Origin of the sequence: Streptosporangium sp. NPDC050284, from assembly GCF_044459525.1 — a bacterium.
Lineage (GTDB): Bacteria > Actinomycetota > Actinomycetes > Streptosporangiales > Streptosporangiaceae > Streptosporangium.
Map to the genome: position 1 here is coordinate 252213 of NZ_JBITIZ010000011.1, position 24129 is coordinate 276341.

Annotated in this window: 23 protein-coding genes, 1 tRNA gene and 1 pseudogene; 10 read left to right on the top strand and 15 right to left on the bottom strand. The window is 68.4% G+C overall.

The window, feature by feature from the left end:
• Positions 1-117 precede the first annotated feature (117 nt).
• Positions 118-834, top strand: a complete 717-nt coding sequence (locus ACIBH4_RS25840; protein WP_362513256.1) for a DUF2071 domain-containing protein — start codon at positions 118-120, stop codon at positions 832-834.
• A gap of 143 nt (positions 835-977) precedes the next feature.
• Here the strand turns inward: ACIBH4_RS25840 and ACIBH4_RS25845 are convergent, their stop codons facing one another.
• The 5 genes from ACIBH4_RS25845 to ACIBH4_RS25865 all read right to left on the bottom strand — a co-directional run bounded on the left by ACIBH4_RS25845 (position 978) and on the right by ACIBH4_RS25865 (position 5738).
• Positions 978-2195 carry a cytochrome P450 gene (locus ACIBH4_RS25845; RefSeq protein ID WP_362768424.1) on the bottom strand — a complete coding sequence of 406 codons (1218 nt, stop codon included), beginning with the start codon at positions 2193-2195 and terminating at the stop codon, positions 978-980.
• A gap of 171 nt (positions 2196-2366) precedes the next feature.
• Positions 2367-3758, bottom strand: a complete 1392-nt coding sequence (locus ACIBH4_RS25850) for an FAD/NAD(P)-binding oxidoreductase (protein WP_362768427.1) — start codon at positions 3756-3758, stop codon at positions 2367-2369.
• The gene (locus ACIBH4_RS25855; RefSeq protein ID WP_362513265.1) at positions 3755-4009 is read right to left on the bottom strand and encodes a ferredoxin; all 255 of its coding nucleotides are present in this window, start codon (positions 4007-4009) and stop codon (positions 3755-3757) included. The genes ACIBH4_RS25850 and ACIBH4_RS25855 overlap by 4 nt, the downstream gene beginning before the upstream one ends.
• Before the next feature lie 536 nt (positions 4010-4545).
• The gene (locus tag ACIBH4_RS25860; RefSeq protein WP_362768430.1) at positions 4546-5172 is read right to left on the bottom strand and encodes an ATP-binding protein; all 627 of its coding nucleotides are present in this window, start codon (positions 5170-5172) and stop codon (positions 4546-4548) included.
• Between the two features lie 194 nt (positions 5173-5366).
• Positions 5367-5738, bottom strand: a complete 372-nt coding sequence (locus ACIBH4_RS25865) for an STAS domain-containing protein (RefSeq protein ID WP_362513271.1) — start codon at positions 5736-5738, stop codon at positions 5367-5369.
• A gap of 437 nt (positions 5739-6175) precedes the next feature.
• Here ACIBH4_RS25865 and ACIBH4_RS25870 point away from each other — a divergent pair, with 437 nt between their 5' ends.
• From ACIBH4_RS25870 to ACIBH4_RS25880, 3 genes are all read left to right on the top strand, one after another.
• Positions 6176-6526: a GNAT family N-acetyltransferase gene (locus ACIBH4_RS25870; RefSeq protein WP_362513274.1), complete on the top strand. Its 351-nt coding sequence runs from the start codon at positions 6176-6178 to the stop codon at positions 6524-6526.
• Positions 6527-6944: 418 nt separating this feature from the next.
• Positions 6945-7064, top strand: coding sequence for a DLW-39 family protein (locus ACIBH4_RS25875; protein ID WP_211264163.1), 120 nt, complete (start codon positions 6945-6947; stop codon positions 7062-7064).
• A 29-nt stretch (positions 7065-7093) separates the two neighbouring features.
• Positions 7094-7825 carry an HAD-IA family hydrolase gene (locus tag ACIBH4_RS25880; protein WP_362513277.1) on the top strand — a complete coding sequence of 244 codons (732 nt, stop codon included), beginning with the start codon at positions 7094-7096 and terminating at the stop codon, positions 7823-7825.
• Positions 7826-7973: 148 nt separating this feature from the next.
• On the opposite strand, the gene ACIBH4_RS25885 is transcribed toward ACIBH4_RS25880, so the two are convergent.
• Both ACIBH4_RS25885 and ACIBH4_RS25890 read right to left on the bottom strand, forming a co-directional pair.
• Positions 7974-8729: a GntR family transcriptional regulator gene (locus ACIBH4_RS25885; RefSeq protein ID WP_362513280.1), complete on the bottom strand. Its 756-nt coding sequence runs from the start codon at positions 8727-8729 to the stop codon at positions 7974-7976.
• 116 nt (positions 8730-8845) lie between these two features.
• Positions 8846-9250: a winged helix-turn-helix domain-containing protein gene (locus tag ACIBH4_RS25890; RefSeq protein WP_362768433.1), complete on the bottom strand. Its 405-nt coding sequence runs from the start codon at positions 9248-9250 to the stop codon at positions 8846-8848.
• 727 nt (positions 9251-9977) lie between these two features.
• Between ACIBH4_RS25890 and ACIBH4_RS25895 the strand changes: the two genes are divergently transcribed.
• The 3 genes from ACIBH4_RS25895 to ACIBH4_RS25905 all read left to right on the top strand — a co-directional run bounded on the left by ACIBH4_RS25895 (position 9978) and on the right by ACIBH4_RS25905 (position 11054).
• Positions 9978-10274 (top strand): hypothetical protein, encoded by a 297-nt coding sequence (locus ACIBH4_RS25895; RefSeq protein ID WP_362768729.1) that lies wholly within the window; start codon positions 9978-9980, stop codon positions 10272-10274.
• The gene (locus ACIBH4_RS25900; RefSeq protein WP_362768726.1) at positions 10271-10588 is read left to right on the top strand and encodes a hypothetical protein; all 318 of its coding nucleotides are present in this window, start codon (positions 10271-10273) and stop codon (positions 10586-10588) included. Before ACIBH4_RS25895 ends, ACIBH4_RS25900 begins: the two co-directional genes overlap by 4 nt.
• A 393-nt stretch (positions 10589-10981) precedes the next feature.
• Positions 10982-11054, top strand: a tRNA-Ala gene (locus ACIBH4_RS25905).
• Between the two features lie 61 nt (positions 11055-11115).
• On the opposite strand, the gene ACIBH4_RS25910 is transcribed toward ACIBH4_RS25905, so the two are convergent.
• Positions 11116-11769: a site-specific integrase gene (locus ACIBH4_RS25910; protein ID WP_362768723.1), complete on the bottom strand. Its 654-nt coding sequence runs from the start codon at positions 11767-11769 to the stop codon at positions 11116-11118.
• Between the two features lie 252 nt (positions 11770-12021).
• Here ACIBH4_RS25910 and ACIBH4_RS25915 point away from each other — a divergent pair, with 252 nt between their 5' ends.
• Positions 12022-12564: a GrpB family protein gene (locus tag ACIBH4_RS25915; RefSeq protein WP_362768720.1), complete on the top strand. Its 543-nt coding sequence runs from the start codon at positions 12022-12024 to the stop codon at positions 12562-12564.
• Positions 12565-12827: 263 nt separating this feature from the next.
• Here ACIBH4_RS25915 and ACIBH4_RS25920 read toward each other — a convergent pair whose 3' ends face one another.
• The 7 genes from ACIBH4_RS25920 to ACIBH4_RS25950 form a co-directional block, all read right to left on the bottom strand.
• On the bottom strand, positions 12828-13511 hold the full coding sequence (locus tag ACIBH4_RS25920; protein WP_362513297.1) for a hypothetical protein: 684 nt from the start codon (positions 13509-13511) through the stop codon (positions 12828-12830).
• Complete coding sequence (locus ACIBH4_RS25925; protein ID WP_362513300.1) at positions 13508-14074, bottom strand: RNA polymerase sigma factor; 567 nt, start codon at positions 14072-14074, stop codon at positions 13508-13510. Before ACIBH4_RS25925 ends, ACIBH4_RS25920 begins: the two co-directional genes overlap by 4 nt.
• Positions 14075-14329: 255 nt before the next feature.
• Positions 14330-14659 carry a hypothetical protein gene (locus ACIBH4_RS25930; protein WP_362513303.1) on the bottom strand — a complete coding sequence of 110 codons (330 nt, stop codon included), beginning with the start codon at positions 14657-14659 and terminating at the stop codon, positions 14330-14332.
• A 224-nt stretch (positions 14660-14883) separates the two neighbouring features.
• Positions 14884-15294: a Rid family hydrolase gene (locus tag ACIBH4_RS25935; protein WP_362513752.1), complete on the bottom strand. Its 411-nt coding sequence runs from the start codon at positions 15292-15294 to the stop codon at positions 14884-14886.
• A gap of 330 nt (positions 15295-15624) precedes the next feature.
• On the bottom strand, positions 15625-16503 hold the full coding sequence (locus tag ACIBH4_RS25940; RefSeq protein WP_362768717.1) for an alpha/beta fold hydrolase: 879 nt from the start codon (positions 16501-16503) through the stop codon (positions 15625-15627).
• 3 nt (positions 16504-16506) lie between these two features.
• Entirely contained in the window at positions 16507-19239 is a 2733-nt protein-coding gene (locus ACIBH4_RS25945; protein ID WP_362513309.1) for a LuxR C-terminal-related transcriptional regulator, read from the bottom strand.
• A gap of 791 nt (positions 19240-20030) precedes the next feature.
• Positions 20031-22730 carry a LuxR C-terminal-related transcriptional regulator gene (locus ACIBH4_RS25950; RefSeq protein ID WP_362513312.1) on the bottom strand — a complete coding sequence of 900 codons (2700 nt, stop codon included), beginning with the start codon at positions 22728-22730 and terminating at the stop codon, positions 20031-20033.
• Between the two features lie 477 nt (positions 22731-23207).
• Between ACIBH4_RS25950 and ACIBH4_RS25955 the strand changes: the two are divergent.
• Together ACIBH4_RS25955 and ACIBH4_RS25960 are read left to right on the top strand one after the other, a co-directional pair.
• Positions 23208-23459: pseudogene (locus ACIBH4_RS25955) on the top strand (winged helix-turn-helix domain-containing protein); the annotation flags it as partial.
• Positions 23460-23483: 24 nt separating this feature from the next.
• A complete protein-coding gene (locus ACIBH4_RS25960; RefSeq protein WP_362768732.1) occupies positions 23484-24104 on the top strand; it encodes an AfsR/SARP family transcriptional regulator in 621 nt (206 codons plus the stop codon).
• Positions 24105-24129 lie beyond the last annotated feature (25 nt).

Here is a 24129-nt window from a genome sequence, read left to right on the forward strand (position 1 = left end):
TCTGGCCTTGTCGGAAGGCGAGACGGGTGTCGCCAGGGACGACACCCGGCGTCATGGCCAAGATAAGTGGCGGACACCCTCGCCCGGGCACCGCCATCACCAGAGAAGGAGCGGATCATGCAGGCTCCGCCGTCCCCTCATCTGTCCCACCCGGTCATGTACCACCGCTGGTCCGAGATGACCTTCATGCACTGGCGGTACCCACCCGCCGTGATCCAGCGGCTGCTGCCCCCCGGACTCACGGCCGAGACCTTCGACGGCACGGCCTGGGTCGGCCTCACCACCTTTCTGATGGAGGACGTGCGGGCGCCGGGCGTGCCCGCCCTGCCGTGGCTGTCGCGGTTTCCCGAGACGAACGTGCGCACCTACGTACGGGACGAGCAGGGGCGTGACGGCATCTGGTTCCTCTCGCTGGACGCCGGTCGCCTGCTCGCGGTGCTCGGCGCGCGGGCCGGGTACGGGTTGCCCTACTTCTGGTCCCGTATGGCGGTTAGTGCCGTCGGCGAGCGGCGCGGCTACCGCTGCCGGAGGCGCCTGCCGGGGCCCGTGGGCGCGCGGTGCGACGCGATCGTGGAGCACGGTCCGCCGTTCACCGAGCCTGAGCGTGACGAACTGGCGCACTTCCTGACCGCCCGCTATCGGCTTTTCACCACGATCGCGAGTAAAACGGTCACCGCCCAGGTCGAGCACCCCGACTGGCCGCTGCGCCACGCCCGGCTGATCCATCTGGACCAGGACCTGCTCCAGGCGGGCGGCCTCGACGCACCCGATCATGCTCCCGTACTGCACGCCTCCCCCGGGGTGCCGGTAAGGATCGGGATGTGGACCCGGTGACGCGCGGGCTCTCCTGTCGGGCCCGGTGACGCGGGTCCTCCCGCCCGGACCCGGGGCCGTGGCGTGACCCGGGCCGCAGTGACCCTGGGCCGCGGTGACCCTTGCCTGAGGTGACCCCTGCCTGAGAAGGACGGACCGTACCCTCACCCCTGCCTGACGAGGAGGTGGCGCGGGCCGCGCAGGACCGCGCTCTGCCGGTACGGGGGCGGATCGGCGACGAGCCGGGGGTTCTCCAGGTTGCGTACGAGTTCGGTCAGCGCGATCTGCGTCTCCAGCCGGGCCAGTGGAGCGCCGAAGCACAGGTGGACGCCCCCGCCGAAGCCGAGGTGCTGGTTGTCCCGCCGGTCGGGATCGAACCGGTCGGGGTCGCGGAAGCAGGAGGGATCGCGGTTGCCGGAGGCGAGCACGAGCGTGATCTGCGAGCCCTTCGGGATGACGGTGTCCGCGACGGTGAGGTCGCTGTAGGCGGCCCGCCAGGGGATGAGATGCACCGGCGGCTCGTAGCGCAGCAGTTCCTCGACCGTCCGAATGATCATTTCGGGCTCGCGGCGCAGGCGTTCCAGCACGTCGGGGTGGCGCAGCAGCGTCAGCACGCCGTTGGTGATCAGGTTGACGGTCGTCTCGTGGCCCGCGATGAGCAGCAGGTTGGCGGTGCTGACGATCTCCTCGTCCGTCATGCGCCCGTCGGGTCCCTCGTCGTTGGCCAGCCGGGAGAGCAGGTCGTCGCCCGGCGGCCGGCCACGACGGCTCTCCAGGAGTTCGGCGAGGTAGGCCCTGAGGTCCTTGCGGGCCTGGATGCCCTCCCGCACGCGTTCCTCGGGGGCCGTCGCGGGGTTGAAGTCGAGCACCGCGACGATCGCCTCGACCCACCCGTGGAACCGAGGCTCGTCCTCGCGGGGCACGCCGAGCAGGTGGCAGATCACGGTGACGGGGAAGGGGTAGGCGAAGTCGTCGACGATGTCGATCTCGTCCTTGCTCACCAGGTTGTCGATCAGGTTCGTGACGACGGCCTTCAGGTCGGGGCGCATGTCGTCCACCAGCCTGGGCGAGTGCGGGGGGCCGAAGTACCGCATCGCGATACGGCGCAGCCGGTCGTGGCGCGGCGGGTCGAGGCCGATGAACGCCGGTGGGTCCTCGCGGCCGGCGGCGGGGCCGGGGTTGTCGAGGTTGTCGGTGTTGGAGCTGAGATGTGGGTTGTGAAGCAGCGCGGTGATCTCCCGGTAGGTGCTGACGATGTAGCCACCGTCCTCCTGCCGGGCCACCGGGGTCCTGCGCAACTCGGTGTAGAGCGGGTACGGATCGGCCCGGCTGGAGTGGTCGAGGATGCGCTGGAAGACGCTGGACGAATGGGTGACTGTCATAGCCGCTTCTCCTGGTGTGTCGCCGGTACCGGCCGCCCCGGCCGGATCGGTTCGAACGGGTCGGTCATCCGGCCGGGCGAGTCAACAGGGGCAGCCTTCCGGCCGGGCGGGTCAGCCGGTTCGAACGGGTGAGCCGTCTGGCAGGACAGGTCGACGGCCCGGTTCAACGGATCAACCGCCCGGCCGCGCGAACGCCACGCGCCGCTCACTCGGCTCGTAACCGGTGACCACCACCGTCGCCCCGTGGGTGATGATCTCCCGGTCGGGGAAGTGGGCGGGCACGGGCTTCATGTCGACGGGCTGGTCGGGGGTGGGACAGGAGGGCGGGAAGGGGGCCGCCGTCTCGATCAGATGCCGGTAGTGGTCGAGCCACTTGGCGTTGTCGAAGCTGACCGCCGCGGTGACCCGGCCGCGATAGCCGTACGTGGCGACGAAACGGTGCTCCTCCACCGATCCCTGCGTCACGACGACCTCGTCCGACAGGACAGGTACACCGACGGACTTGATGTTGACGCCGAACTGCGTCGACCAGAACGCCGGCATGGACAGGTGCGGCCAGCGGTCGGTCGGTGAACTCACCATGTTGTGGGCCGCGACCTGGGCCTGTTCGACCGCGTTGGCCCAGTGTTCCAGCGACAGGAATCGATACTCGTAGACCGGGTGCGGGCAGCGTGCCACGTCCCCGGCGACGAAGACGTCGTCGGTGACGAGGCCGTTGACGTCGAACGCACGGCAGCCCGAGTCGCAGGCCACGCCCCAGACACCGGCGGCCAGTCCGGAGTCCCGCAGCCATTCGGTGTTGCGCACGCCGCCGAGGGCGACCACCACCACGTCGGCGTCGACCGTGGCGCCGTCGGAGAAGTGGGCCCGGCGCACCCGTCCCCGCTCGTCCCCCTCCAGTCGCGTGACCTTGACGCCGCAGCGCAGGTCGACGCCGTGGGCACGCTGGAGGTTCGCGGCGATCGAGCCGACCATGCCTCCCAGGGCTCCCACCAGCGGGGCCTCGGCGGTCTCGGCGACGGTCACCGGTATGTCGTGTCCACGGCACACCGAGGCGATCTCGGAACCGGCGAAACCGGCCCCGACGACGAGCACCCGGCCGGGCCCGGCGGCGAGCCGCTCCCACAGGCGGCCCGAGTCCTCGCGCGTGCGGACCACGAACACGCCGTCCAGGGCGGCCTCGGACTCGTCGGCCCAGGGCCTGGCGCGCACACCGGTGGCGATCAGCAACCTGTCGAAGGGGACCTCACGCCCGTCCGCGAGGTCCACCCGCTTGCCCGCGAGATCCAGCCCGGAGGCGGGCACGCCGAGCAGCCAATGCGCGTCGATCTCACGGCGCCTCGGTAGCGCGGTGCCGTCCGCGGGCACCCAGCCGGTCAGGACCTGCTTGGACAGCGGAGGCCGGTCGTAGGGTTCGCACACCTCGTCCCCGACGAGGGTGAGCGAGCCGGTGAAGCCCTCGTCGCGGAGCGCTTCGGCTGCCCGCAGTCCCGCGAGGGAGGCGCCGACGATGACGATGCGGCCGTCGCTCGGGAACGTCTCCCCGCTCCGCTCGCCGGTCACACCGTTCTCGTTCCGGTCGTCGCGGCCGTCGTCGCGGTCACGGGCGGGATCGCGACGGTGTCCAGCAGGTCGACGAGGATCGCCTGGACCGGGCAGGCGGCCGCCGCGCGCAGGACTTCTTCCCGCTGCGCCTCATCCGGGTTGGAGTGGAACATGAGCGCCTCTTCGCCCTGCATCCGGAACGTGTCCGGGGCCAGGAAGGCACACTGCGCGTATCCCTGGCACCGCGCCAGATCGACGACAACCCTCATATTGACCATCCCTTCCAAACCTGCGTACGGCTGAGTGAGACGGAGAGAACCGGGAGAACGGGGTCGACTTCTGAGGTGGACGGTCTCGGCATCGTCCCGGCGGTTGTGACCGGGCGGGTGGCTTCGCGTGCCGTCAGAGACGCTGTGGATTCCGGAAGGCCCTGGAGGACCTGTAAGGCTCCGGAAGGCTCGCGGGCGCCGTGGGTGCCAAGGGATGGGTGTCGGTTTCCTGGCTTCGCTCTCCAGGGGAGGCCGGTGTCTCCGGCGTTCCCGAGAAGCCCGGCGGGCATCGCGGATGTTCTTCGCGACGTTATCCGATAGCGCTGACCTGGCCAGATAATCGTATCGCGGGCATTTGTCCGTGACGTCGGTCTTCCGCCAGATCACGGTCAAGGATTGCGTACGGAGAAGGGTGGAACCGAGGGCGGCGCGACGGGGGATCCGTTCACCGGGGCCGATGAACCGCGAAGGCCGCCGCCCTCATGAGCGGTGTTTTGGGAATTCTCCGGTTCCTTTTAGAACGAGACCTGGAGGTCTTAGAACAAGACCTGGAGTTCGTCCTGGCCTGGATCGTCCCGTGCGGGATCGGAGACACCCCGGTTGGGATCGGCGGCGCTGGAGGTGGGGGCGGTCCGTACATGGTCCGTGGTGCCGGAGGTGGGAGTGAACCGCGCGGAGTCGGTGGTGCTGGAGGCGGTGGCGGTCCGTGCGTGGTCCGTGGTGCCGGAGGTGGACCGCGCGGAGTCGGCCGGATCATCGAACCCGTTCCCCTCCGCTGGAGGGACAAGGCGCATGCGCAGACGGACGCGTGACCCCTGCTCCGTCTGGTCGATGGCGAACTCGTCGCACAGTTGGTTCATCAGCCACAGGCCGAACCCGCGGACCGTCCCCGTGGGACGTTCTCTGGGGACGTACCGGGTGGTCAGGAGCCCCAGGGTGTCGGTGACGTCGACGGTCAGGTGGGTCTCGTTCTGCCAGATGGCCAACGTGCCCTTGCCGCCGCCGTGCTCCAGGATGTTGATGACCGCCTCGTTGGTGACGAGGAGGAGGTCATCCAACCGTTCGCCCCGCATGCCTGCCTGAACGGCGTGATATTGGAGACGCTCCCGCAGACCGCTGAGGTCCTCGTCGATCGGCCAGTGCTGGCCGTGGTCGCCGGTCACGACACCCCCTTGAGATCGCCTTATCTGGCAGTCACCGGGGGGCGCGCCGACTTGCTCCAGAATCAGGGCGTTGCTGACGAGTTACACGATGCTAGACACCTGCCCGCTCATTGCCAACTTACGACCGCCAGGACCAACAGATGTTCGCTCGGTCGTGCTCCCGGAAGGTGGCGGCCGGGCGGGGCCGGGATCGGTTACGACGGCTGACTCGGTCGCAGTGCCTTGAGTGCGTCGGCCACGGTGGGCTGGATGCCGAAGGCGTGGGCGAGGCCGGTCAGGTGGAAGAGCCTCTCCAGGCGGGGATGCAGGTTGGTCAGGACGATGTTGCCGCCCCGGTCCTGGACGGTCTGGCGGGTCTTCAGGAAGCTCTGGATCCCCGTGGAGTCGCAGAAGGTCAGCTCGGTCAGGTCGATGACGAGGTCGCCCCTGCTCTCGCCGATGGCGTCCTGCAGGTCGTGGTGGAAGCGCTCGGCGTTGTTGTAGTCCAGTTCGCCGGCCAGCGCGAGGAGAAGTGTCTCCTGCTCGGCGGGATCGGACATGTCGGTCACGCGGACGGTAGCGCTCACGGATATACCTCTGCAGACGGTCGGTGGGAGGAGAGCACGGCCGAGAGACGGCAGCCGGGCGTGATGCCCGTATCGAAATGGGAGAGCATGATCACCCCGGGAGCCGGGGCGGGGGCCGATCCGGTCACTCTCAGCGTACGATCCTCCGAATTCCTCTAGAGAACCCTTACGGTACAACTGAGGAGCAACCAGGCGTTATCCCACTGTGGTTACGGTGCCAGGACCCGCGGCCGGCACTGCCGTCCAGTCACACGGTTCGACGATCCGGAGCACGTGCGACAGAGACCGTCGCCGACGAACCCCGGCTCGCGAGATCAATGATCTGCCGTGTCCGTTCGACTGCTTTCCGTGACAGATCTCCTTTGTAGGGAAATCCGATCTTTCGAGGTGAATGTCCGGTTCTGTTGAGGGTAAGCCGAGAGCCGGGAATGAACGTCATGCGGGATCGGCTGACCAAGAGACCGCCGTACGACCGTATGGCGGCCTGGCGAAGGAGGACCACCATGCAGGCGGACGTCAAGCTCTCTCCCGGAGGCGATTCCTTCGTGGCCGAGGTGGACGGCAGGCCTGCCGGGCGGCTGGACCTCATCCGGCGCGATGGTGTCATCGTCTATCCCCACACCAAGGTCCAGCCGGAGTACGAGGGCCAAGGGATCGGCGCTGCGCTCGTCCGTACGGCACTGGACGCGGCCCGTGCGGAGAACGCGAAGGTCGTCCCCCTCTGCTGGTTCGTGCGGGAGTGGATCGACCGCCACCCCGACTACGCCGATCTCGTCGAAGGTGTCTGAACCTCCCCGGGCATGTCGTCGCCTGTTTTGAAGTAAAGGCCCATGTCGAGCGGGTTTGTGTCATTCGCGCTGCGCGTAATCGAGCCGGAGGGGTGAACGCGCTGGTCGTGCCGGTGGTGGGCGGTACCATTCCCGGGCGGTCGAGGACCGGAACCTCCGGGAGGGTAAAGTGGCCGCTTCACCGGGGTTATCGTGAGAACCAGGACGGTTTCGCGACAAGACTCACGGTAGGTCGTGATCGTCGGAACGCGTGCCGTACGGCATGATGCTGAAAATCACCCGGTTGGTGTAGATCGGCCCTGGGCCTGTCGTACGGACCGGATCACCGCCCGATCCCTTGCTAGGCTGCAGGGAACCGTTCGAACCGGGCGTTGTCTCACCCCGGCAGGTGAGACTTCTCAAGAAGTGGGGTCACACCGTGAAGAAGTTGCTCGTTCTGGCGCTCGTCGCCCTCGGGGGGCTGCTGGTCTGGCGCAAGGTGCAGGCCGACCGCGCCGAGCTTGACCTGTGGACCGAGGCCACCGGCAGCGAAAACTGACATACGCGGCTACCGATTCGGGTGCTTTCATGGTCCTTGCCCAAGATGGAATAACACCCATCAGGCTTGTCTGCCTGGATCTGGCAGGCACCACGATCGGTGATGTCGCCATGGTCGAGCGGGCGTTCGCCGAGGCGATCGCCACTCAGGGCATCGTGCCCGGGACCGGTGCGTACGCTCGTGCCATGGTGCACGTGCACCGGTCCCGGGGATGTCCCACGATCGATGTCTTCCGAGGCATTTTCCCGGACAACGAAGCCCAGGCCCAGGCGGCCAACCTGACCTTCGAGCGCTCCTACGAGGGCGCCATCGCACGGGCGGGTCTGGCCCCGCTGCCCGGGATCGTCGGGGCACTCGACAGGCTCCGCGGCGCCGACGTCAAGATCTGCATCACCACCGGCTTCAGCCGCGTCACCCTCAGCCGCGTGCTGAGCGTCCTCAGCTGGTCCGACAGGATCGACCTCGCCCTGTGCCCGGAAGACGCCGGACGAGGACGCCCCATGCCCGACATGATCCTCAATGCGGTCATGCGCCTCGGCATCGAGGACGTACGCCAGGTCGCCGTCGTCGGCGACTCCGAGAGCGAGATGCTCAGCGGTCGCCGGGCCGGCGCGATGATGATCGTCGGCATCATGACCGGGGTCCACAGCAGGGAACGCCTTCTCAACGGCGGAGCCACCCACATCCTTGACTCCATCACGTGCCTGCCCGGCCTTCTTGGCGTGTCCGCCGAAGCACCCTTGGCCGCCGCATCCCGCTGATGGGGAAGTAGTCCGGCCCGACGGCGGGGAAAACAAGGCCGCACAGAGATCAGTCCTTGACCGCTTCTCCTGCGGGCGAATGGGAATCTCCGTGCATTCGACCGCCATCCCCAGAATGTCGTATCAGGGGAGGACGTCGAGCCGAGTGTTACCGGTCGGGTTCTGCGTCGTGGCTGCGGGGGAGGTCGTAGCCGATTTCCCAGTGTTCGCCGGACATTCGACAGTCGTTGACTTCCAGAATCTGTCCGTCTGCGGACCGAGTGGTCCGGATGAGGCGTAGCAACGGGACGCCCGGCGCGAGCTTCAGGGAAGTCGCTTCGCTCTCGGACGGTGCCGATGCGACGACGACCTCCGACCATTGCAACGGAGCATGACCCGCCTCTTCGAGGCGGTCATAGATGCCGCCCGGCCCAGTGTCGGCCTCGGCGAGAACGGTGTCTCGGGCCAGGTCCGCCGGAAGGTAACTCGTGGCGAGCTGGACGGGATCCCCTGTCTGCGGATCGCCCATCACCCGGTCTCTGATCAGCACCTCTGTTCCCGGCTTAATGCCCAAGGCATGCGCAATGTCATGAGGAGCCGGCCCCCAGCGGACCACCGGAGGACGCAAGGCGGTCCAGGGGCGTGCGGCCGGATCGAAGTAGTAGCCGCGCTCGTCACGGTGGACCATCCGGGCACGAGTGATCCGGTTGCGCTCGTGCCGTTCCCTGACCTTTGTTCCACCTCTGCGGACCGGTGTCAGCAACCCTTCGGCGCTCAGTTGAGCGACAGCTCTGCGTACGGTCGAACGGCTGACACCGTGAAGTTTTTCCAGTTCTTCCTCTTTTGGAATGGTGTCTCCCGGTCGATATGCGCCATTCAGTATCGCTTCACGAAGTGAAGCGGCAACGGCATGCCATCGCGCCAAGTAACTTCTCTCCCTTCGAATACATCAGTATCTATTGACAGGGATTCGATGACCAGTCGAGACTGAATAGGTAGCTATCTATTGGAGAGGAGGTTGTCCGAGATGCCCACACTCGCTCACAGAATCTTGATCTCGGTCACGTGGCCAGCGAGAACTCGGCAATCTCCGTCTGCCTCCACGATGAGCACCGGAATGCCCTCGCCCAGGCGTAGTCGTCTGCGCTCCTCCGGGGTGGGCATGCGGGTTCGAACGATTGCCGGACCTCGAAGAGACACCGAGACAGGCTCGACTCGATCCCGAACATATGACCCGTCTCGGCTCACGGTACGAACAAGACCTTCACCGCGTAACTGGGCCAGCGCATCGCGAAGGGCGTCCTTGCCAACGCCGTATTCATGAGCAAGGCGCGCTTCGGGCAGGAGTTTCTGTCCGGGTGCGAGACTCCCGTCTTCGATACGCCGACGCAGGTCATCGGCGATCTGGTGGTAAGCGGGAACGTATGAGTCCGGGTCGATGCGCACGAGAGCATCGCAACAGGCCTCTTGGCTACCTCCCCTGTTGGCCAACAAGCCAACAGAATAGCGTCCAGGAAGTAACTTTTCGACCGATTCGCGGCGCTATCGCGTCGTACGCACACCTCGATCAGGAAGGGAGCACTGACCCGTGAACAACCCTGGTGCTGCGGTTCTCGACCGGGCCACGACGAGTGGCTGCGGTTGTTTCGTCGAGGTGCCGCCGCTGCCGATGGGGTGTGCGACCTGTGGACACGCCCCCTACGCGCACGGCTGCCCTGATCGGCCCGCCGATCACGAGTACGGTCAGCCTTCCGGTGACCTGCTGGAGGTCCGGCTGCGGGTTCGTCGTACCGGAGACCGTTCCCTGCCGTGCTTCGAGCCCGCCCCGGCCCCGGCCGAGGGGATTGTGGCGATACCCGAGCAGCGTCGTCCCGAGCGGAGCCCGGCCGCCGAACGGCTCGTACCGGTGTCGTCGCCTCGGCGGAGGTCCTGTCGCCCGCGCCCGGCGTCGCCGTCAGGGACCGCTCTCACCGGGCCGCCCCGGCTCGGGGGTGGACGCCACCTGGTGTCTCGCTTCGGGCGAAGAACCACCTGCGCACTGAACCGCTCAGCGGTCACTCCGTCTTCGTGCCGGTCACCTGGCCGGTACGGCGAACCCCTCCATTTCATGAGGCAGGCCCGCCCCACGCTGCGAACGACCGGGCGGGCCTTTGATCGGATCGAGGTCCAATCAGTGACAGATGGTAGTTCCACCCATCCAGAGCCCACCAGTGGTTCCACGGCGACGATTCCCGGCTGGCGGTTGATCCTCAGCGACGTCGGACGGCTGTGGGCCAGCCGCGCAGAGCCCTTCTCCGAGGTGGCCACCCACGCCGGGGCCGAGCGGACCGTAGACGCCGACGACCTGGAGGCGTTGCGGGCCGAGACCGAACGGCAGGAGACCTTCGCCCGCGAAGCGGAGGAGGCGGCACGAGAACAGGGGATACGGGAGATGCCGGAGCGGGAGCAGGCCGGGCAGGTGATCTCGTGATCCGCCGATGTCTGTCCGCCGCCCGGGGCCGTCACCGCGACGGCCAGGCCGTCATCGCGGTCCCGCGCTACACCTGGGACCACCAGGCACGAGCCGAAGCCGCGATGCTGCAGGCCACCAGACCGGGCTGGTCGGTGCTCTACGGCACCGGCAGCCGTCTGTTCCACGCCATCGCCACCTGGCCCACCCCGGAGCCGCTGATCATCTGCGACCGGACCCTGGAGGGGCTGAGGATCCAGATGTACGAGGCCGAGACGGCCGTCCTCCACCGCTGGGCCCTCACCTCCAGCTCGGTCAACATCGGCCACTTCTGACGAACGGGCACGGCGGCCCCACCCCTTCCCCGGTCCAGGGGCCGCCGTGCCGTCCACGACGTACCGCGCGAGGACGAAACGCGGCGCGTCACGCGGGTCGCCCGCCCGGCCCGCCCCTGAACCGGCGCGACCGGTGCGGTCCGTGACGTACCCGACGTACCGCCTCCGCTCCTACGACCCAGGTTTGCTCGCTCGGCTCAAGCCCGTACCGGTCCGCCCGACGAGTTCATCGCCAAGGCCGGTCCCATGCCCTGAGCCCCTCTACGACCTCCGGTTGTCTCGCTCGGTACGACATGCCGGCGTCCCGCCAATCCAATTGGCGCCGGAGCGGCTCCTGTTGCTACCGTGTACGACTGAAGCAGGTCCCCTCTGAGGTGCCCGCTTGAGTAGCTCGGGGCCTTAGCTCAGTTGGCAGAGCGCCTGCTTTGCAAGCAGGATGTCAGGAGTTCGAATCTCCTAGGCTCCACTCCCTCTCAGACACGAAAAAGCCCAGGTCAGGCATGTTGCCGTAACCTGGGCTTTGATCTTCATTCGGCCTTCTTTCGCTTCCGTGCCCGTTGTGTGCCCGATCCCTTCGCAAGTGCCCCACGGGCGAGGCCGTCGAGCTTCCGTGCCACCTTCCGTTGCCGCTCGTCGGTCGAGTGCTGGTAGACCATCGCCGCCCGCGTGCTGGAGTGGCTCATGCGCTCCATCAGCTTCCGGATCGACGCCCCGGCGTTCGCGGCGAGGGTGTTTCCGGTGTGCCGCAGGTCGTGAAAGTGGACCTTCGGAAGGCCCGCGCTTACGAGAGCCTGAGCCCAGACGCGGCGGTTGAAGTTGGTGTTCCGGAGTGGCCCGTCGTCCGGCCCCGCGAAGATCAGCCCCTTGTCGCCGTCCTGGGTGAAGTCCTTCACGTGCGCCCGCAGGTCCTCGATGATCAGATCGGGGATCACCACCGTCCGCTTGCCCGCTGCCGACTTGGGTTCGGTGAAGACAAGCCCCTTGCCGGTGAGCTGCATCAACTGACGCTCCACGCGCACGGTCCCGGCGTCCAGGTCAAGGCGGCGGCGCGGCGCGCCGCCGCACCCCCGGCCCTCCGCCCGCCCGCCGTCCGGACGTGCGGCCTGGGGGCCGGTCCCGGACGGCGGCGGGACACCCGGCCGGGCGCCGCACGCCATCCCCGCCGTACTGACCGTTGACACTCCGGCTGGGGGTTGCCGCGCCACCGCACAGGTGCAGCCCTCACGATCGCCACTTCCTGGCTGGCCGCCACACCTGCTTGGGGCGATCGACGAGCCAGGGTTCGTTCCTCACCCTGGCTCACCGGGGAGCGTGGCTGATCACCGTGTTTGGTGCGGGCAGTCCAGTAAGGCTCTGTACGAATGAAGGTGGTTGACCGCCGAACTTCCTAGAGGCTGCTCACGGAAACATGTCGTGCCCATTAGGCTCCAACCGTGATAGCGGTAGTCGACTACGACCACGCATGGCCGGATCGGTTTGAGGTGCTGCGCAAGGAGTACGCCAAGGCATTAGAAGCCGCCAGCGTGCCTGTGATTTCCATCGAACATGTCGGTAGCACGTCAGTCCCTGGGCTGGCCGCCAAGCCGATCATCGACTGCGACATTGTGGTAGCAGAGAAAGATGTCGAGGCCGCCACGGACGTCCTGATTGGCCTAGGCTTCTCGCCGTTGGGCGATCGGGGAATTCCCCAGCGATGGGCATTCAAGGAACCCGCACGACTTGCCGGGACCAACACCTACGTCATCGTTGATGGGTCGCTGTCGCTCCGCAATCACCTCGCGGTCAGAGACATCCTGCGAACCAACTCGAGACTTCGTGACCAGTACGCCGCGGTGAAGAAGCGCGTTGCCGGGAAGGCCGCCAACATCGACGACTACGGCCGAGGGAAGAACGCGATGGTGCAGGCCATCCTCGTGGAGGCCGGTCTGAGTGACGGTGAACGAGCATCGATAGATAGCAACCAGGTGCCGTCATGAGATGAGCTCTGAGGTGACGAACGGCTCATCGCGACTACGCACTGCAAGGCGCGCGCGCCGACCGCCTCAGCACCGCCTGGGTTGCAGTTCGGGTTGCAGTTCACCGCCGTACCAGCTCGTTCCAGGAAGACCATCGAGGGGTGTTGGTCCAGGTGGGACTGTCCTGAACGGTCACGCCCCGAGCTGCTAATGCGGAAGGGGCCGGCCTGACGTGTGGGCCGACCGGTCCCCGCTTCAATACGTCGTCGCGGTGTGAGCCGTAGTTAGCTGCCGGGCGGAGGCGTGGCGTCACCGATGTCGAAGGCCGATGGGTCGTCGACGACCTGGCACGGCGCGACGGGGCCGTCCGTCAGGCGACCGGAGAACTGCCAGGCGACCCCGGGGCGTTCGACCGTGGGCTCCACCGGATTCTCCATCACCTCGATCAGCACGATCTGCCCGGGCTTGATATATCGGGGGTAGATCGTGATGCCGTTCTTGGCGCGGATGGCCTTGGCGGATGCCGTGTTCATCGCCCGCTCGCGTACCCGGGCCTGCACGGCGGGGTCCTTGCTCTTGAGTTCCTCGGGTGTCGTGGTGGTGCGGTCACCGGGAACGAAGGGGGCACGCGCATCTCCGCATCGCTTGCCCAGCGGAAGGTAGACGATATCCGCGGGGACACCCAGGTGGGCCATGTCCTCCTCGACTTGGCCGGGGTCCCTGAACTCGTTGATTCGCAGGTTGATCGAGCCGTCTGGGTTCTTGGTCAGGGCGTACGCCGGGGCCTGCGGCCCGAAAACCAGCGGGACGGCGACGGCAGCGGCGGCGGCGAGCCCGACGACGGCTGCCCCGCCCACGATCCTGCGGCGGTTCAGGCGGAGACGAGTCGGTGCGCGCCCCTGTGCCGCCCGTGCGGAGATCTCCGCCTTGAGCTCGTCGAGCAGTCTGTCCTCGAAGGTGCCGTTCATTTCGTTCCTTCCATCAGCGGAATGACGCCGGGAGCCTGCCGAATGGCGCGCCGGGCCCGGTGGAGTCTCACCCGGGCGGTTCCTTGCCGGATGCCGAGCACGGCGGCGGCCTCGGCTGGGCTGAGGCCGTCGACGGCTACGAGCTCCAGTAGGGCCCGGTCGCGCTCCGGCAGTGCGGCCATGGCCTCCAGGGCGCGTCGCGCCGGGGATTCGGCGTCGATTCGGTCCTCCAGCCGTGAGATGTCGTCGGCCTCCAGCAGCCGGCGTCCCGTGATCCGGCCGGTCGCTCGCATCTCTCTGGCGGAGCGTCGCCGCTCGGCTAGGACGGTGTTGCGCGCCACGCCGTACAGCCAGGCGATTTCGCTGCCCTTGCCGGGCTGGTAGGTGTGTGCCGAGTCCAGGACGGCGAGGAACACCTCGGCCGTGAGATCGGCCACGGCGTGTGGATCCGGCACGCGCCTCACGAGGAAGCGGGTTACGGCCTCGACGTGGGATCGGTAGAAAATCTCGAAGGCCTCGGGGTCCTGGACTATGTCTGTCAGTCCCCTGCGTTCAGGCAGCACCGAAGCTCCCTTTGTCATACGTGCGTCTCATCACACCCTTGCTTGGACCAAGCACGGCACACCGTTACACGGACTGAGCCTTCCGTTGTCGAGGCCGCTCGAATGGCGTGCCCGTTGCGTGCCCGATAGAGAGGGAAATGAGGGGAAGCAGCGGGGAGCCACGGGGAACGCGATCAGGGCGCGGAGCTGCGTCTTCGCAGGTCGAGCAAGATCGGCATGCGTCTTTGCAAGCAGGATGTCAGGAGTTCGAATCTCCTAGGCTCCACCAGCCAAAACACCTCTCAACCGGTCTTGGTGTGCGGCATTCGGGCCATCAACGGGCCATTGGCTCTTCTGAACCGTTCCGCCGTCATCGTTCTTCTGCTCGGCTTCCACCCGTGCGCTCAGCGCGTCGGCGACCCTCTGATCGGCGTCCCGCGTGGCGCGCTGATAGATCGGTGCGGCCCGGTCGCTGTCGTAGTGAAGCCCCTTGACGCCCAACTCCTTGAGCGCGTCCGTCCATCTGGCCTCACGCCGGAAGTTGTTGCCTCGCAGGAACCCTTCCCGCTTGCCGAGAAAGACGAAGGCGTCCGGCTCGGTACCCACGAACTCCGCCAGGTGATCGGAGAGTGCCGGGATTATCGCCAAGGGGCGGCGGCGCTGCGTGCCGACGCCTGGCCCTGTGCCTGCGGCGCGCGCCGGACATGTGGCCTGGGGGCCGGTCTCGGCGCGCGGGCAGGGACTCCGAGCCGTCGCCGTACGCCAGCCGCGCCGCTCGGACCATGCGGTCCGCCCCTGGTCACGCCGCCGCCCAGATAGGGCCTTACTGCTCAGGAATCAAGTACGGCGGCGACGGCTTCGATTTCAACGAGCTGGTCGTCGTAACCAAGCACGGTGACTCCCATCAAGGTGCTCGGTACGTCATGGTCACCGAACGAGTCCCGGACTACCTTCCAGGCAGCCACCAAATCCTCCTGCCGGGTGGACGCGACGAGAACCCTTGTGCTGATGACGTCCTGCAATGATGCGCCAGAGGCAGTGAGAGCCGCCTGCATGTTCTCGATGGCTTTCGCTGCCTGGCCCGCGTAGTTCCCAATCGCTGCCGTCGAGCCGTCCTCGTTCAGGGGACACGCTCCGGCGAGGAAGATGAGTCGCGACTCGGCAGGCGCCGTGGCTGCGTAAGCGTACTGGGCGACGTCGGACAGAGAAGCGGCACGGATCAAAGTAATGGCGCTAGGCATGGTCACTCGGTTCCTTTCATATCGGGTACAGAGCGACCATCCTGACGTGGGCCTCCTACCTGCCGCCTCCTATTTTCACAGGCCAGGCCGCCCGTACCTCGCGGCCCGCCCATCGGCCCACGACAGGGCCCGTGCCAGTCGTCACGGCCGCACCGGGTAGGGCCCACGATGCCGTAGAACATCCCCGGCGGGATGCTCAGGCTGAGCCGGTCGACGGCGAGCACGGCACCGAAGCGCCGGGTGAGGTCCGCCACCTCGATGGCAGGGACGGAGGGGTCCAGCACAGGTTCTCCCGAACGCTTGAAGAGGAGATATCGGCAGGAACGCGCGTCACTCGGCTGTGTGCGCGAGGATGGCGTCGCCCAGTTCCTCGTGTGTCTCCGGCGGCAGCGTGTGCCCCATGCCCGCCACGATCATCAGCCGCGCCCCCGGGATCTGCTCGGCGATGACCGCGCCGTGACCCGGTTTGACCGGCTCGTGGCTGCCCTCGATGACCAGTGTGGGAGCCTGCACCCGGTGCAGCACGCCCACCGGCTCGAAGTCGGGGTCGGCCGCGGCGGCCAGCCGGTGGTTGGCCACCGCCGACAGGTCGCGGGCCCGGTCGTAGATCCGCTCCTGCAGCCGGCGTGCCGCGTCCTCGTCGAACGGCAGCCCGGTGCCGTGCAGTACCCGCTGCTCGGCGATCATGCCGTCGATCAGCGCGCGCCGGTCCTGCGGCGGTGGGGCGGCCATCAGCGTGCGGTAGAAGGCCACGAACTCCGGCGCCGGCTCCGGCAGACCGCCTTCGGGCTGCGGCTGCCCTGTCAGGGCCCGCATGAGCACCTGGCCCTCGCCGCCACCGAGCGGCGAGGAGGCGATGACGGTCAGCGAGCGCACCCGCTCCGGCCGCTCCACGGCGATGAGCTGACCGAGTAGCCCGCCGGCCGAGTGGCCGACCAGGTGCGCGCTCTCCAAGCCGTGGGCGTCCATCACGCGGTAGACGTCGCTCTTGATGTCGTCCCACGTGTACGGCTCGGTAGCGAAGTCGACGGTGCCGGACATACCGGTGTCACGGTGGTCGTACCGGATCACCCGGCGGCCTCCGGCGGTCAGGCGGCCGACGAACTCGTCCGGCCACAGGATGCCCTGCGACATCGACCCCATGATCAACAGGATCGGCGCGTCCGTCTCGGCGCCGAACTCTTCGCTCCAGATGTCTGTGTTCTGCATGTCTCAGAGCATGTCGTCCTCGGCTACGGGCGCCTTCTGTAGAACTACTAGTCGCGCCAGATCCGTACGGGAGCCGATGCCCAGCTTCGGATAGATCTTGTACAGGTGGTACTCGACCGTGCGCGGGCTCAGGAAAAGCTGGGCAGCGATCTGCTTGCTCGACAACCCGTCGGCGACCAGGCCCGCGATGCGCAGCTCCTGCGGGGTCAGCGCGTCCAGCACGGCCGCCGGTGGGGCCTGCCCGCTCTCCCCCGCCGCCCGCAACTCGTCCTGCGCGCGCCGCGCCCACGGCCGTGCGCCCGCCCGCTCGAACGTCTCCCACGCCATCCGCAGGTGCGCCCGCGCCTCGCCCGGCCGCTGCGTGCGGCGCAGGCGCTCCCCCAGCAGCAGGGCCGTCCTGGCCGCCTCGAAGGGGTTGGTGTGCAGCCGCAGCGCCTCACCGAAGGCGTCCTCGGAGGAGTCGGCCAAGCCCCGGCAGCGGGCCAGCAGCGCGCGCGACTCGGATGTCGCGGCGTGCGCGGCCCCCTGCTCGTACGCGACCAGCGCCGCCCGCGCGCCCGCCTCGTCGCCCGCGCCCACGGCGGCCTCGACGCGGTCGGGCCCGGTTCGCCACACCACGGTCGGATGCCCGGCGCCCGATCCCGGCGCGGCGATGGCCGTGAAACGGTCGTGTGCCGCCACGTAGCGGCCCAGACACAGGTCGAGCAGCGCCAGCGCGTACGCGGCCATCCCCGCGTGCAATCCCACCCGGTGCGGGATGGCGATGGCCAGCGCCTCGCGGGCCTGCCGCTCGCAGGACTCCTCCTCGCCGCGCAACGCCGCCAGCGCCGCCAGATTGGCCAGGTGCGCGGCCACCGTGTTCTCGTACCCGGCTTCCCGCGCCAGCGCCAGGCCCTCCTCGGAGATGGCCTGACTGCGCGCCAGCCGACCGGCGATGCGCTCGGCGGTCGCCACGAACTCCAGTACGACGGGCAACTGCCCGGTCATCCCCGAGACCCCGGCCACCCGCCCGGCCCGCTCGGCCATCTCGGTGGCCAGGTCCGACTCGCCCAGAGCGCTGGCCGCGGCCGTCGCCCACAGGTACCCCGTCGCGTCCTCCAGCTCATCGACCCGTGCCAGCGCCCGCCGCAGCAGTCCCGGTCCGGCGGCGTCGCCGTCCAGTGTCAGGCCGATCCCGGCCACCGTGTCCCGCAAGAACCCCTCGGGGTGCGCGACCGCCCGCCGGCCGAGCTCGGCGATGGCCGCCGTGTCACCGACGTACGAGGCCGCCTCCACGGCATCGGCCAGCATTTCCAAGCTGTCGCCCGCCGCCAGGATCCGTACGGCCTCGGCGGCGTTGCCCGAGGTCAGTTCGAACCGGCCCCGGAGCCGGGCGATCTCCATGGCGAGGGTGGCATCCCCGCCGGCCCGCTCGCGCGCCTCGGCCAGCAGCGACTCCGCCTGTCCCGGGCGGCCGCCGAGCCAGGCCGCGACGGCGGCGTCCTTCAGACGGACGGCACGGGTGCGCGGCTCGGGGGTCAACTCGGCGGCCCTGGCCAGGGCGCCGGCCGCGTCGCCGTATCCGCCGCGGTCGCGCGCCCGCTCCGCGGCGGCCACCAGCGCAACGGCGACCTGCTCGACCTGGCCCAGGGTGGCTCCGGCCAGGTGCCAGGCGCGACGGTCTCCCGCGGTCAGCTCCGCCAGGACGGCGTGCGCGCGGCGGATGTCGGCGGGGGCGGCCGCCTCATAAATCGCGGATCGGATGAGCGGATGACGGAAGCGCACGCTCGTGCCCGACACCTCGGCCAGCCCGGCGTCCTCCAGCTCGGCCAACGCCGCCCGCCCGGCCTCGGCCTCCGTCCCGGGCCCGGTTGAGGTTGATCGGGCCGCGTTCGCGCCGGGTCGTACCGGTTGCTCGGCAAACAGCCGGTCGGTGGCGCGCAAGACCAGGCCGAGGTCGGCCTCGACGGCGGCGACCAGGGCGACCAGCCGGGCAGGGGCCGACAACCCGGTCACCCGGTCGCCGAAGAGCCGGGCTCCGCCGGGCAGCGGGTCGGGCAGCGGTTCGCGCCCGGCGAGTTGCGCGGACGTCAGACGGGCTGCGGTCTCACCCAGGGCGAGCGGGTTCGCGCCGGTCAGTGTGGTGAGCTCCCGTTTCACCGGGGCGGGCAGCGTACCGTGACGGGACTCCAGCAGTTCGGCCGCGGCGGACTCGGGCAGGCCGCGCACGTCCACCGTCAGCGGCACGCCCTTGACGGGCACGTCTCCGCGGATGGCGAGCAGCATCGCGATCCGTTCCGTCCCCAACCGCCTGGCGGCGAACAGCAGCGCATCGGCCGAGGCCCGGTCGACCCACTGGAAGTCGTCGACCACGCAGATCAGCCCGCCCAGCGCGGCCGCCTCGGCCAGCAGCGAGAGCACACCGGCCCCCACCAGGAACCGATCGCCGGCACTGCCCGCGGCAAGCCCCAGGGCCGCGCGCACGGCATCGCGCTGCGGCTCGGGCAGTGTGTCGAGCAGGCCGGCCACCGGCCACAGCAACTGGTGCAGCGCCGCGAACGCGAGGTCGGACTCGGACTCAACGCCGGTGGTCCGCAACACCCGCATCGCACCACCACGCGCGGCCGCCGCGTCGAGCAGGGCGGTCTTGCCCGCGCCCGCCTCGCCCCGTAGTACCACCGCGCCGCCGAAGCCGTCGCGAGCCCGCGTGATCACCTCGTCGAGTGCGCTGATTTCCGCAGTTCTGCCGTAAAGCACAAGCACCCACTGTAGGAGGCCTCCACGCCGTCCCGTCTCACGGAGTCGCCTCTCACGAACAGGGGTTATCCGCAAGCTGTGTTCGACTGCCGCTCCAGCCCTGACCGGCGCGGCAAGGTCCTGCAACTGCCGGCCGCTCAGCCCTGGCGAGCCTGGAAGGGAAGCGAACCGGCCGCCGTCTTCGGCATCGAGAACGTCAACGGCTTCCGCGGCCAACTGTCCCAATGGTCGCACCAGGGCCACATCAACAAGATCGGGCCAGTCCTCTACAAGCCCCATGCCCACGAGCACTTGACCCTTCGTCAGCAGGCTCTAAGTGATGGGCGCCCGGGGCGACCGGCAGGCACGGGTACGCGGCCCTCGTCGATCGCGCGATGAACGTCGCTGATCGCGTCCCGTACCTACTCGTCCGTGATTCGGACGACATACAAGGCATGCGCCTGTCCGATGCGGTGCTTCCGCGCCGACCGATAGAAGCGCAACTTTTTCGTGCCCACGTGATGTCGGACACAACCTCTGTGGTAGGGGTTTCCGGTCTGTAGCGCGCCGACCTTTGAAACGGCGCTCGTGTCCTGGATGTCGGCGGCTACGAAGAGGCCAGGGCGGATCGAGGGCTGCGGCCCGGGACCACTGGCGGGTCACCGGCGTTCGGACTTGAGTTCTTCGGTTGCCAGAAGGAGCTGGAAGACCTGCTCGGACGTAAGGTCGGGGTGGTTTCCGAGGAAGGACTCCACTGGGTCATCCGCGATCAGGTCCTTTCTGTGCTCGGCTTCCAAGCGCCACTACGGACACTACGGTCGTCGGTGAGCTTCTGAGCCTGAAAGGTGGGAGTTACGGTGGTCGGAGGACGAGTCCGGTCTGAGCGGTGACGGAACCACACCGTTGAGGCGGGTGGCCAGCTCACGGCGGGTAGTGATGCCGAGCTCCGCGTAGATGCGCTGCAGATGGTTGTCGACGGTACGGACCGAGATGCCCAACTGCTCGGCGATGTCCTTTCTGGGCATCCCCTGTGAGACGAGCAGCGCGATCTCCTGCTGTCTCCTGGTGAGCCGGGCACCGCTGCCCCCTGTGGTGAGGGCGGGAGTCCGAGCCCCCTCGCACCGGGCCGCGAGTAGCTGAGCGCGGAGTGCGGCGGCCTGGGCGCGACGGGAGTCACCGGCCTGCCGCAGGATTCCGGCGGCGACGCAGGTCGCCTCGGCGGCGAGGAGGTCGGCGCCGATGGCCTCCATCTCACCGGCGGCGGTGAGCAGCCGGTCGGGGCATTCTCCGGCCCAAGCGGCGGCCAGGTGGGCTCGCGCCCGGTGGAACCGGCCGCCGGTCGCCTCGGCGATCTCGGCCAGCCGCTCCGCGGCCTCGCCCGCCCCTCCGAGCCGGACGAGGTCGGTCAGCAGGACGGACTCGAACGCGATCTGCCCGCGTTCCCGGGCATCCTGCGCCGCCGCGGTGAGGACGGCCCGGGCATGGGAGAGCTCGCCTCGGACGGCGTGCAACCAGGCGACTCCCAACCGCTCCTCGGGTATGTGCACCGCGCACGTCAGCCGGTCGTACTCGGCCAGGGCCGCCTCGGCCGCCTGTAGATCGCCCTGCAGGGCGGCTGAGGCGGCCAGCCCGGAGAGCGCCAGCGGCAGGACGATCGCGGTGTAGGGACGTGCCGCTCGGACGAGCTCGGCGTACCAGCGGCGGGCCTGCCCCGGATGGCCCGCGAGCCACGCGGTACGTCCCAGGTGGAAGGCGAGGAGTCTCTGCTCGGGGCTCGGCAGACCCTGGGCGAGCGTTCGGTAGGCCTGCTCGCCCACCGTCCGGCTCTCGGCCAGGTGACCGCTCTCCGTCAGAGCCAGCATGAGGATGGACTGGTGCGCCGTCTCGTGGGTGGTCATGGAGTACAGCTCGGCGTCGACGGCTGCGCTGACGGAGATGGCGCGCCGGGCCCAGGTCACCGCCTCCTCACATCGGCCCAGGAACGCCAGCGTCGCCGACGTGGTCGTCACGGCGATCAGCCACGTCATCACATCCGGGCCTGGCCCGGAGTCCAGGGGAAGACGCGAGCACAGGGCGAGGCTGCGCGGGAACTCGCCCAGAGCGAAGCAGCCGGCGGCCTCGGTGGCGGTGAGGACCTGGTGGCCGGAAGGGCCCGCGACCCGGTGGCGGGCAGCTTCGATGACCTCGCGGACCGTCCGCTGCGAGACTCCCAGGCCCCAGATGAGGTTCTGTACTCGCAGGCCCGTCACGAACAGCGTCTCCTGCTCGTCGCCGGCGAGCGCGGCCGCCTGCGACAGTACGGTCTCGGCCTGCTCGAACTCGCCCGCCTCGTACAGTGCCTTGCCCAGGAGCAACCGGTATTGAACGCCATGCCATTCTTCGGGTACGGCGCGCAGCAGGGAGAGCGCATTGGCGTAGGCGCGCGTATGAATGGCCAGGGCCGCGGCCCGCATGAGCAGTGCCGGATCCGCCGTTCCGGTTGCCGCCAGCCGGTAGGTGGCCAGTCGCATCGCGTCCTCGCGCCGCCGGGCCCCGCTTCTCTCCAACAGGGAGAGGTGGCGCAGCAGCGTTTTCTGACCTCGGATCGTGGTGATGTCGGCGCGCAGCACCTCGCCGTAGAGGGGGTGCGCCAGCCGGACGGCGGTGCGCTGCCGTTCCCGGCCGATGACGATCAGTTCCGCCCGTTCGAGCTCGTCGAGTGTCCGGGGCTCGGCGTCGGCGGTGAGCTGAGCCACGGACAGCGGCTCGCACAGTGCCAGGGCCTCCAGCACGTCACGGCCCTCGGACGACGCCGTGGAGAGCCGGGAGCGGAGGAGATCGGTCAGGCGTCGCGTCCCCGGTAGCCGGCCCGGTGCCATCTCCCACAGCTCACCGTCGCAGGTCAGGATCCCGCCGGTCATCGCTCCGGTCACCAGCTCGCGCAGGTAGAGCGGATTACCGCCGCTGGCGGCGAACATCTGGTTGACCGTGTTGCGGCCCACATATCCTCCGAGGACCTGTTCCAGCAGCTCCTCGACCTGCGAACGCCCGAAATCGACCAGCTTCACCTGCTGCACCGAGTCCCCGCACGACAGCGCCGCCACCGCCGCGCCGGGCGGCTCCGCTGAGCTCACCGAGCCGAGGAGGAAGATCACGCCGACGTCCATCAGTTGCCTCAGCAGCACCACCGAGGTCACATCGAGGAGGTGGAGATCGTCCACTCCGATCACCAGCGGAGCCGGGTCGGTTCCGGACCGCGACAGTAGTCGCGCCACCGATGCGAACCCCGTGACCGGATCGGACAGGTCCGCCTCGGCGGGCAGCAGATGAGCGATGGTTCCCAGGGGAATCGAGGCAGCGGCCGCGGTGGCCACCGCACGGCCGATGTGCCGACCGGCTCCCTCCGCCCGTTTCAGGCACTCCTCGATCAGGCGGGATTTTCCTGCTCCCCTTGACCCCAAGACGATGAAACCTCTGACCCGAGGGTCTTCCAGGGACTCGTCGAACTTCTCCAGTTGCGATGCACGCCCCATGAGCGGCCATCGCCTCAGCAAGCCCTCCTGGCCCATCCCGTAGTACCTCCACCAGCCCTGCGTCCAGGGGCCTGGACGAATTCGTCGGTGTGCAGGCTCTGCAACAGGCACCGTTCAGGCGCTATGTCAGAAATATCAGGATATCGAAGGCGTTTCTTGACCTGTCGCCGACCCAGCCGCAAAAGAATGGGGATATATGCCGACGATTAATCTTATTTTGGATGACCGGAATTTGGTGAGATAGGGGAACCCGCGGAGATGGTGCGAGCGCCGGCCGGAAATTGAGTAATCGTCACTCATGACTCCTCCCCGGTGAGATCCCCATCCTGATGGGCGAACCGCCATCCGCCCGTGTCTTACGGCATGACGCCCACGGGCCGGCGGTGAGTCCCGGGCCCACCGTCAGTGTGGACGGCCGCCCTCTTTTTCCGGCCCGGGCGGGAAACCGTTCCGCCAATTACCGGAGGAGTCAGGGAAATGCTGTTCCGCCTGCTCGGAAGCGTTCGGATCGAGAACGCGAAAACATCCGTCGGTGTCAAGTCGGCGCCGGTCAGGGGAGTGTTCGCGGCCCTTCTCCTGGAGGAGGGGCGATCGGTTTCCACGGAGCGGTTGATGAGGTCCCTTTGGGATGAATCTCCAGATTCGGCCCGAAATAACCTGCGCCTGTACATGGCCCGGCTACGGAGCCAGTTGACGGCCTCCTCCTTGCAGGAGCGCTTGGTCACCCTGCGGGGCGGCGGCGGAGGATACCGCTTGCTCATCGAGCCGGACGAGGTCGATGTGATCAGGTTCAAGCGGCTCGCCGCCCAGGGCTTCGCCGAGTTGCGCGCCCGATGCACCGGTGCGGCCGAGGCGACGCTCAAGGAGTCGCTCGACCTGTGGCAGGGGCCCGCCGGACAGGACTGCGCAGCTTCCGAGCAGATGAGAGCCCGCTTCACCGCCCTTGACGAACTGCATCTGACAGTACGGGAACGCCTGGTGGAAGCCAGGCTGGGGCTGGGCCGCACGCTCGACCTCGTTCCCGAACTCCTTGACATCCTGGCCGCGGCACCTTTCCGGGAGACCTCATGGGCACACCTGATGCGTGCGCACTATCTCGGCGGCAACGCGGCGGGAGCGATCTCGGCGTGGGCCTCCGCCACGGCGACGCTCAGCGATCATCTCGGCCTGGACCCCTCCGCCGAACTGCGTGAACTCCATCTTTCCGTCCTTCGCCGGGACGACGACGCCATCCGCGGACCCTTCTTCCGTCACCGGAACGAGGAACCGGGTCCGGCGCACCCCGCCCCCGCGTGGCCGCGCCGGCCACTTTTCATCGACGGGAAGCCCGTCGCGAACTCCGCCGCCCCGGCCATGAGCCGCCACACTGCCTGACCGGACACCGGCCGGGATCTTCCGT

Bases quoted from the DNA above. Each gene is read 5' to 3' on its own strand.
- ACIBH4_RS25870 (WP_362513274.1), top strand. From the start codon at position 6,176: ATGCGGGATCGGCTGACCAAGAGACCGCCGTACGACCGTATGGCGGCC.
- ACIBH4_RS25840 (WP_362513256.1), top strand. From the start codon at position 118: ATGCAGGCTCCGCCGTCCCCTCATCTGTCCCACCCGGTCATGTACCAC.
- ACIBH4_RS25950 (WP_362513312.1), bottom strand. From the start codon at position 22,730: ATGGGGCGTGCATCGCAACTGGAGAAGTTCGACGAGTCCCTGGAAGAC.
- ACIBH4_RS25845 (WP_362768424.1), bottom strand. From the start codon at position 2,195: ATGACAGTCACCCATTCGTCCAGCGTCTTCCAGCGCATCCTCGACCAC.
- ACIBH4_RS25880 (WP_362513277.1), top strand. From the start codon at position 7,094: ATGGTCCTTGCCCAAGATGGAATAACACCCATCAGGCTTGTCTGCCTG.
- ACIBH4_RS25920 (WP_362513297.1), bottom strand. From the start codon at position 13,511: ATGAACGGCACCTTCGAGGACAGACTGCTCGACGAGCTCAAGGCGGAG.
- ACIBH4_RS25940 (WP_362768717.1), bottom strand. From the start codon at position 16,503: ATGCAGAACACAGACATCTGGAGCGAAGAGTTCGGCGCCGAGACGGAC.
- ACIBH4_RS25935 (WP_362513752.1), bottom strand. From the start codon at position 15,294: ATGCCTAGCGCCATTACTTTGATCCGTGCCGCTTCTCTGTCCGACGTC.
- ACIBH4_RS25855 (WP_362513265.1), bottom strand. From the start codon at position 4,009: ATGAGGGTTGTCGTCGATCTGGCGCGGTGCCAGGGATACGCGCAGTGT.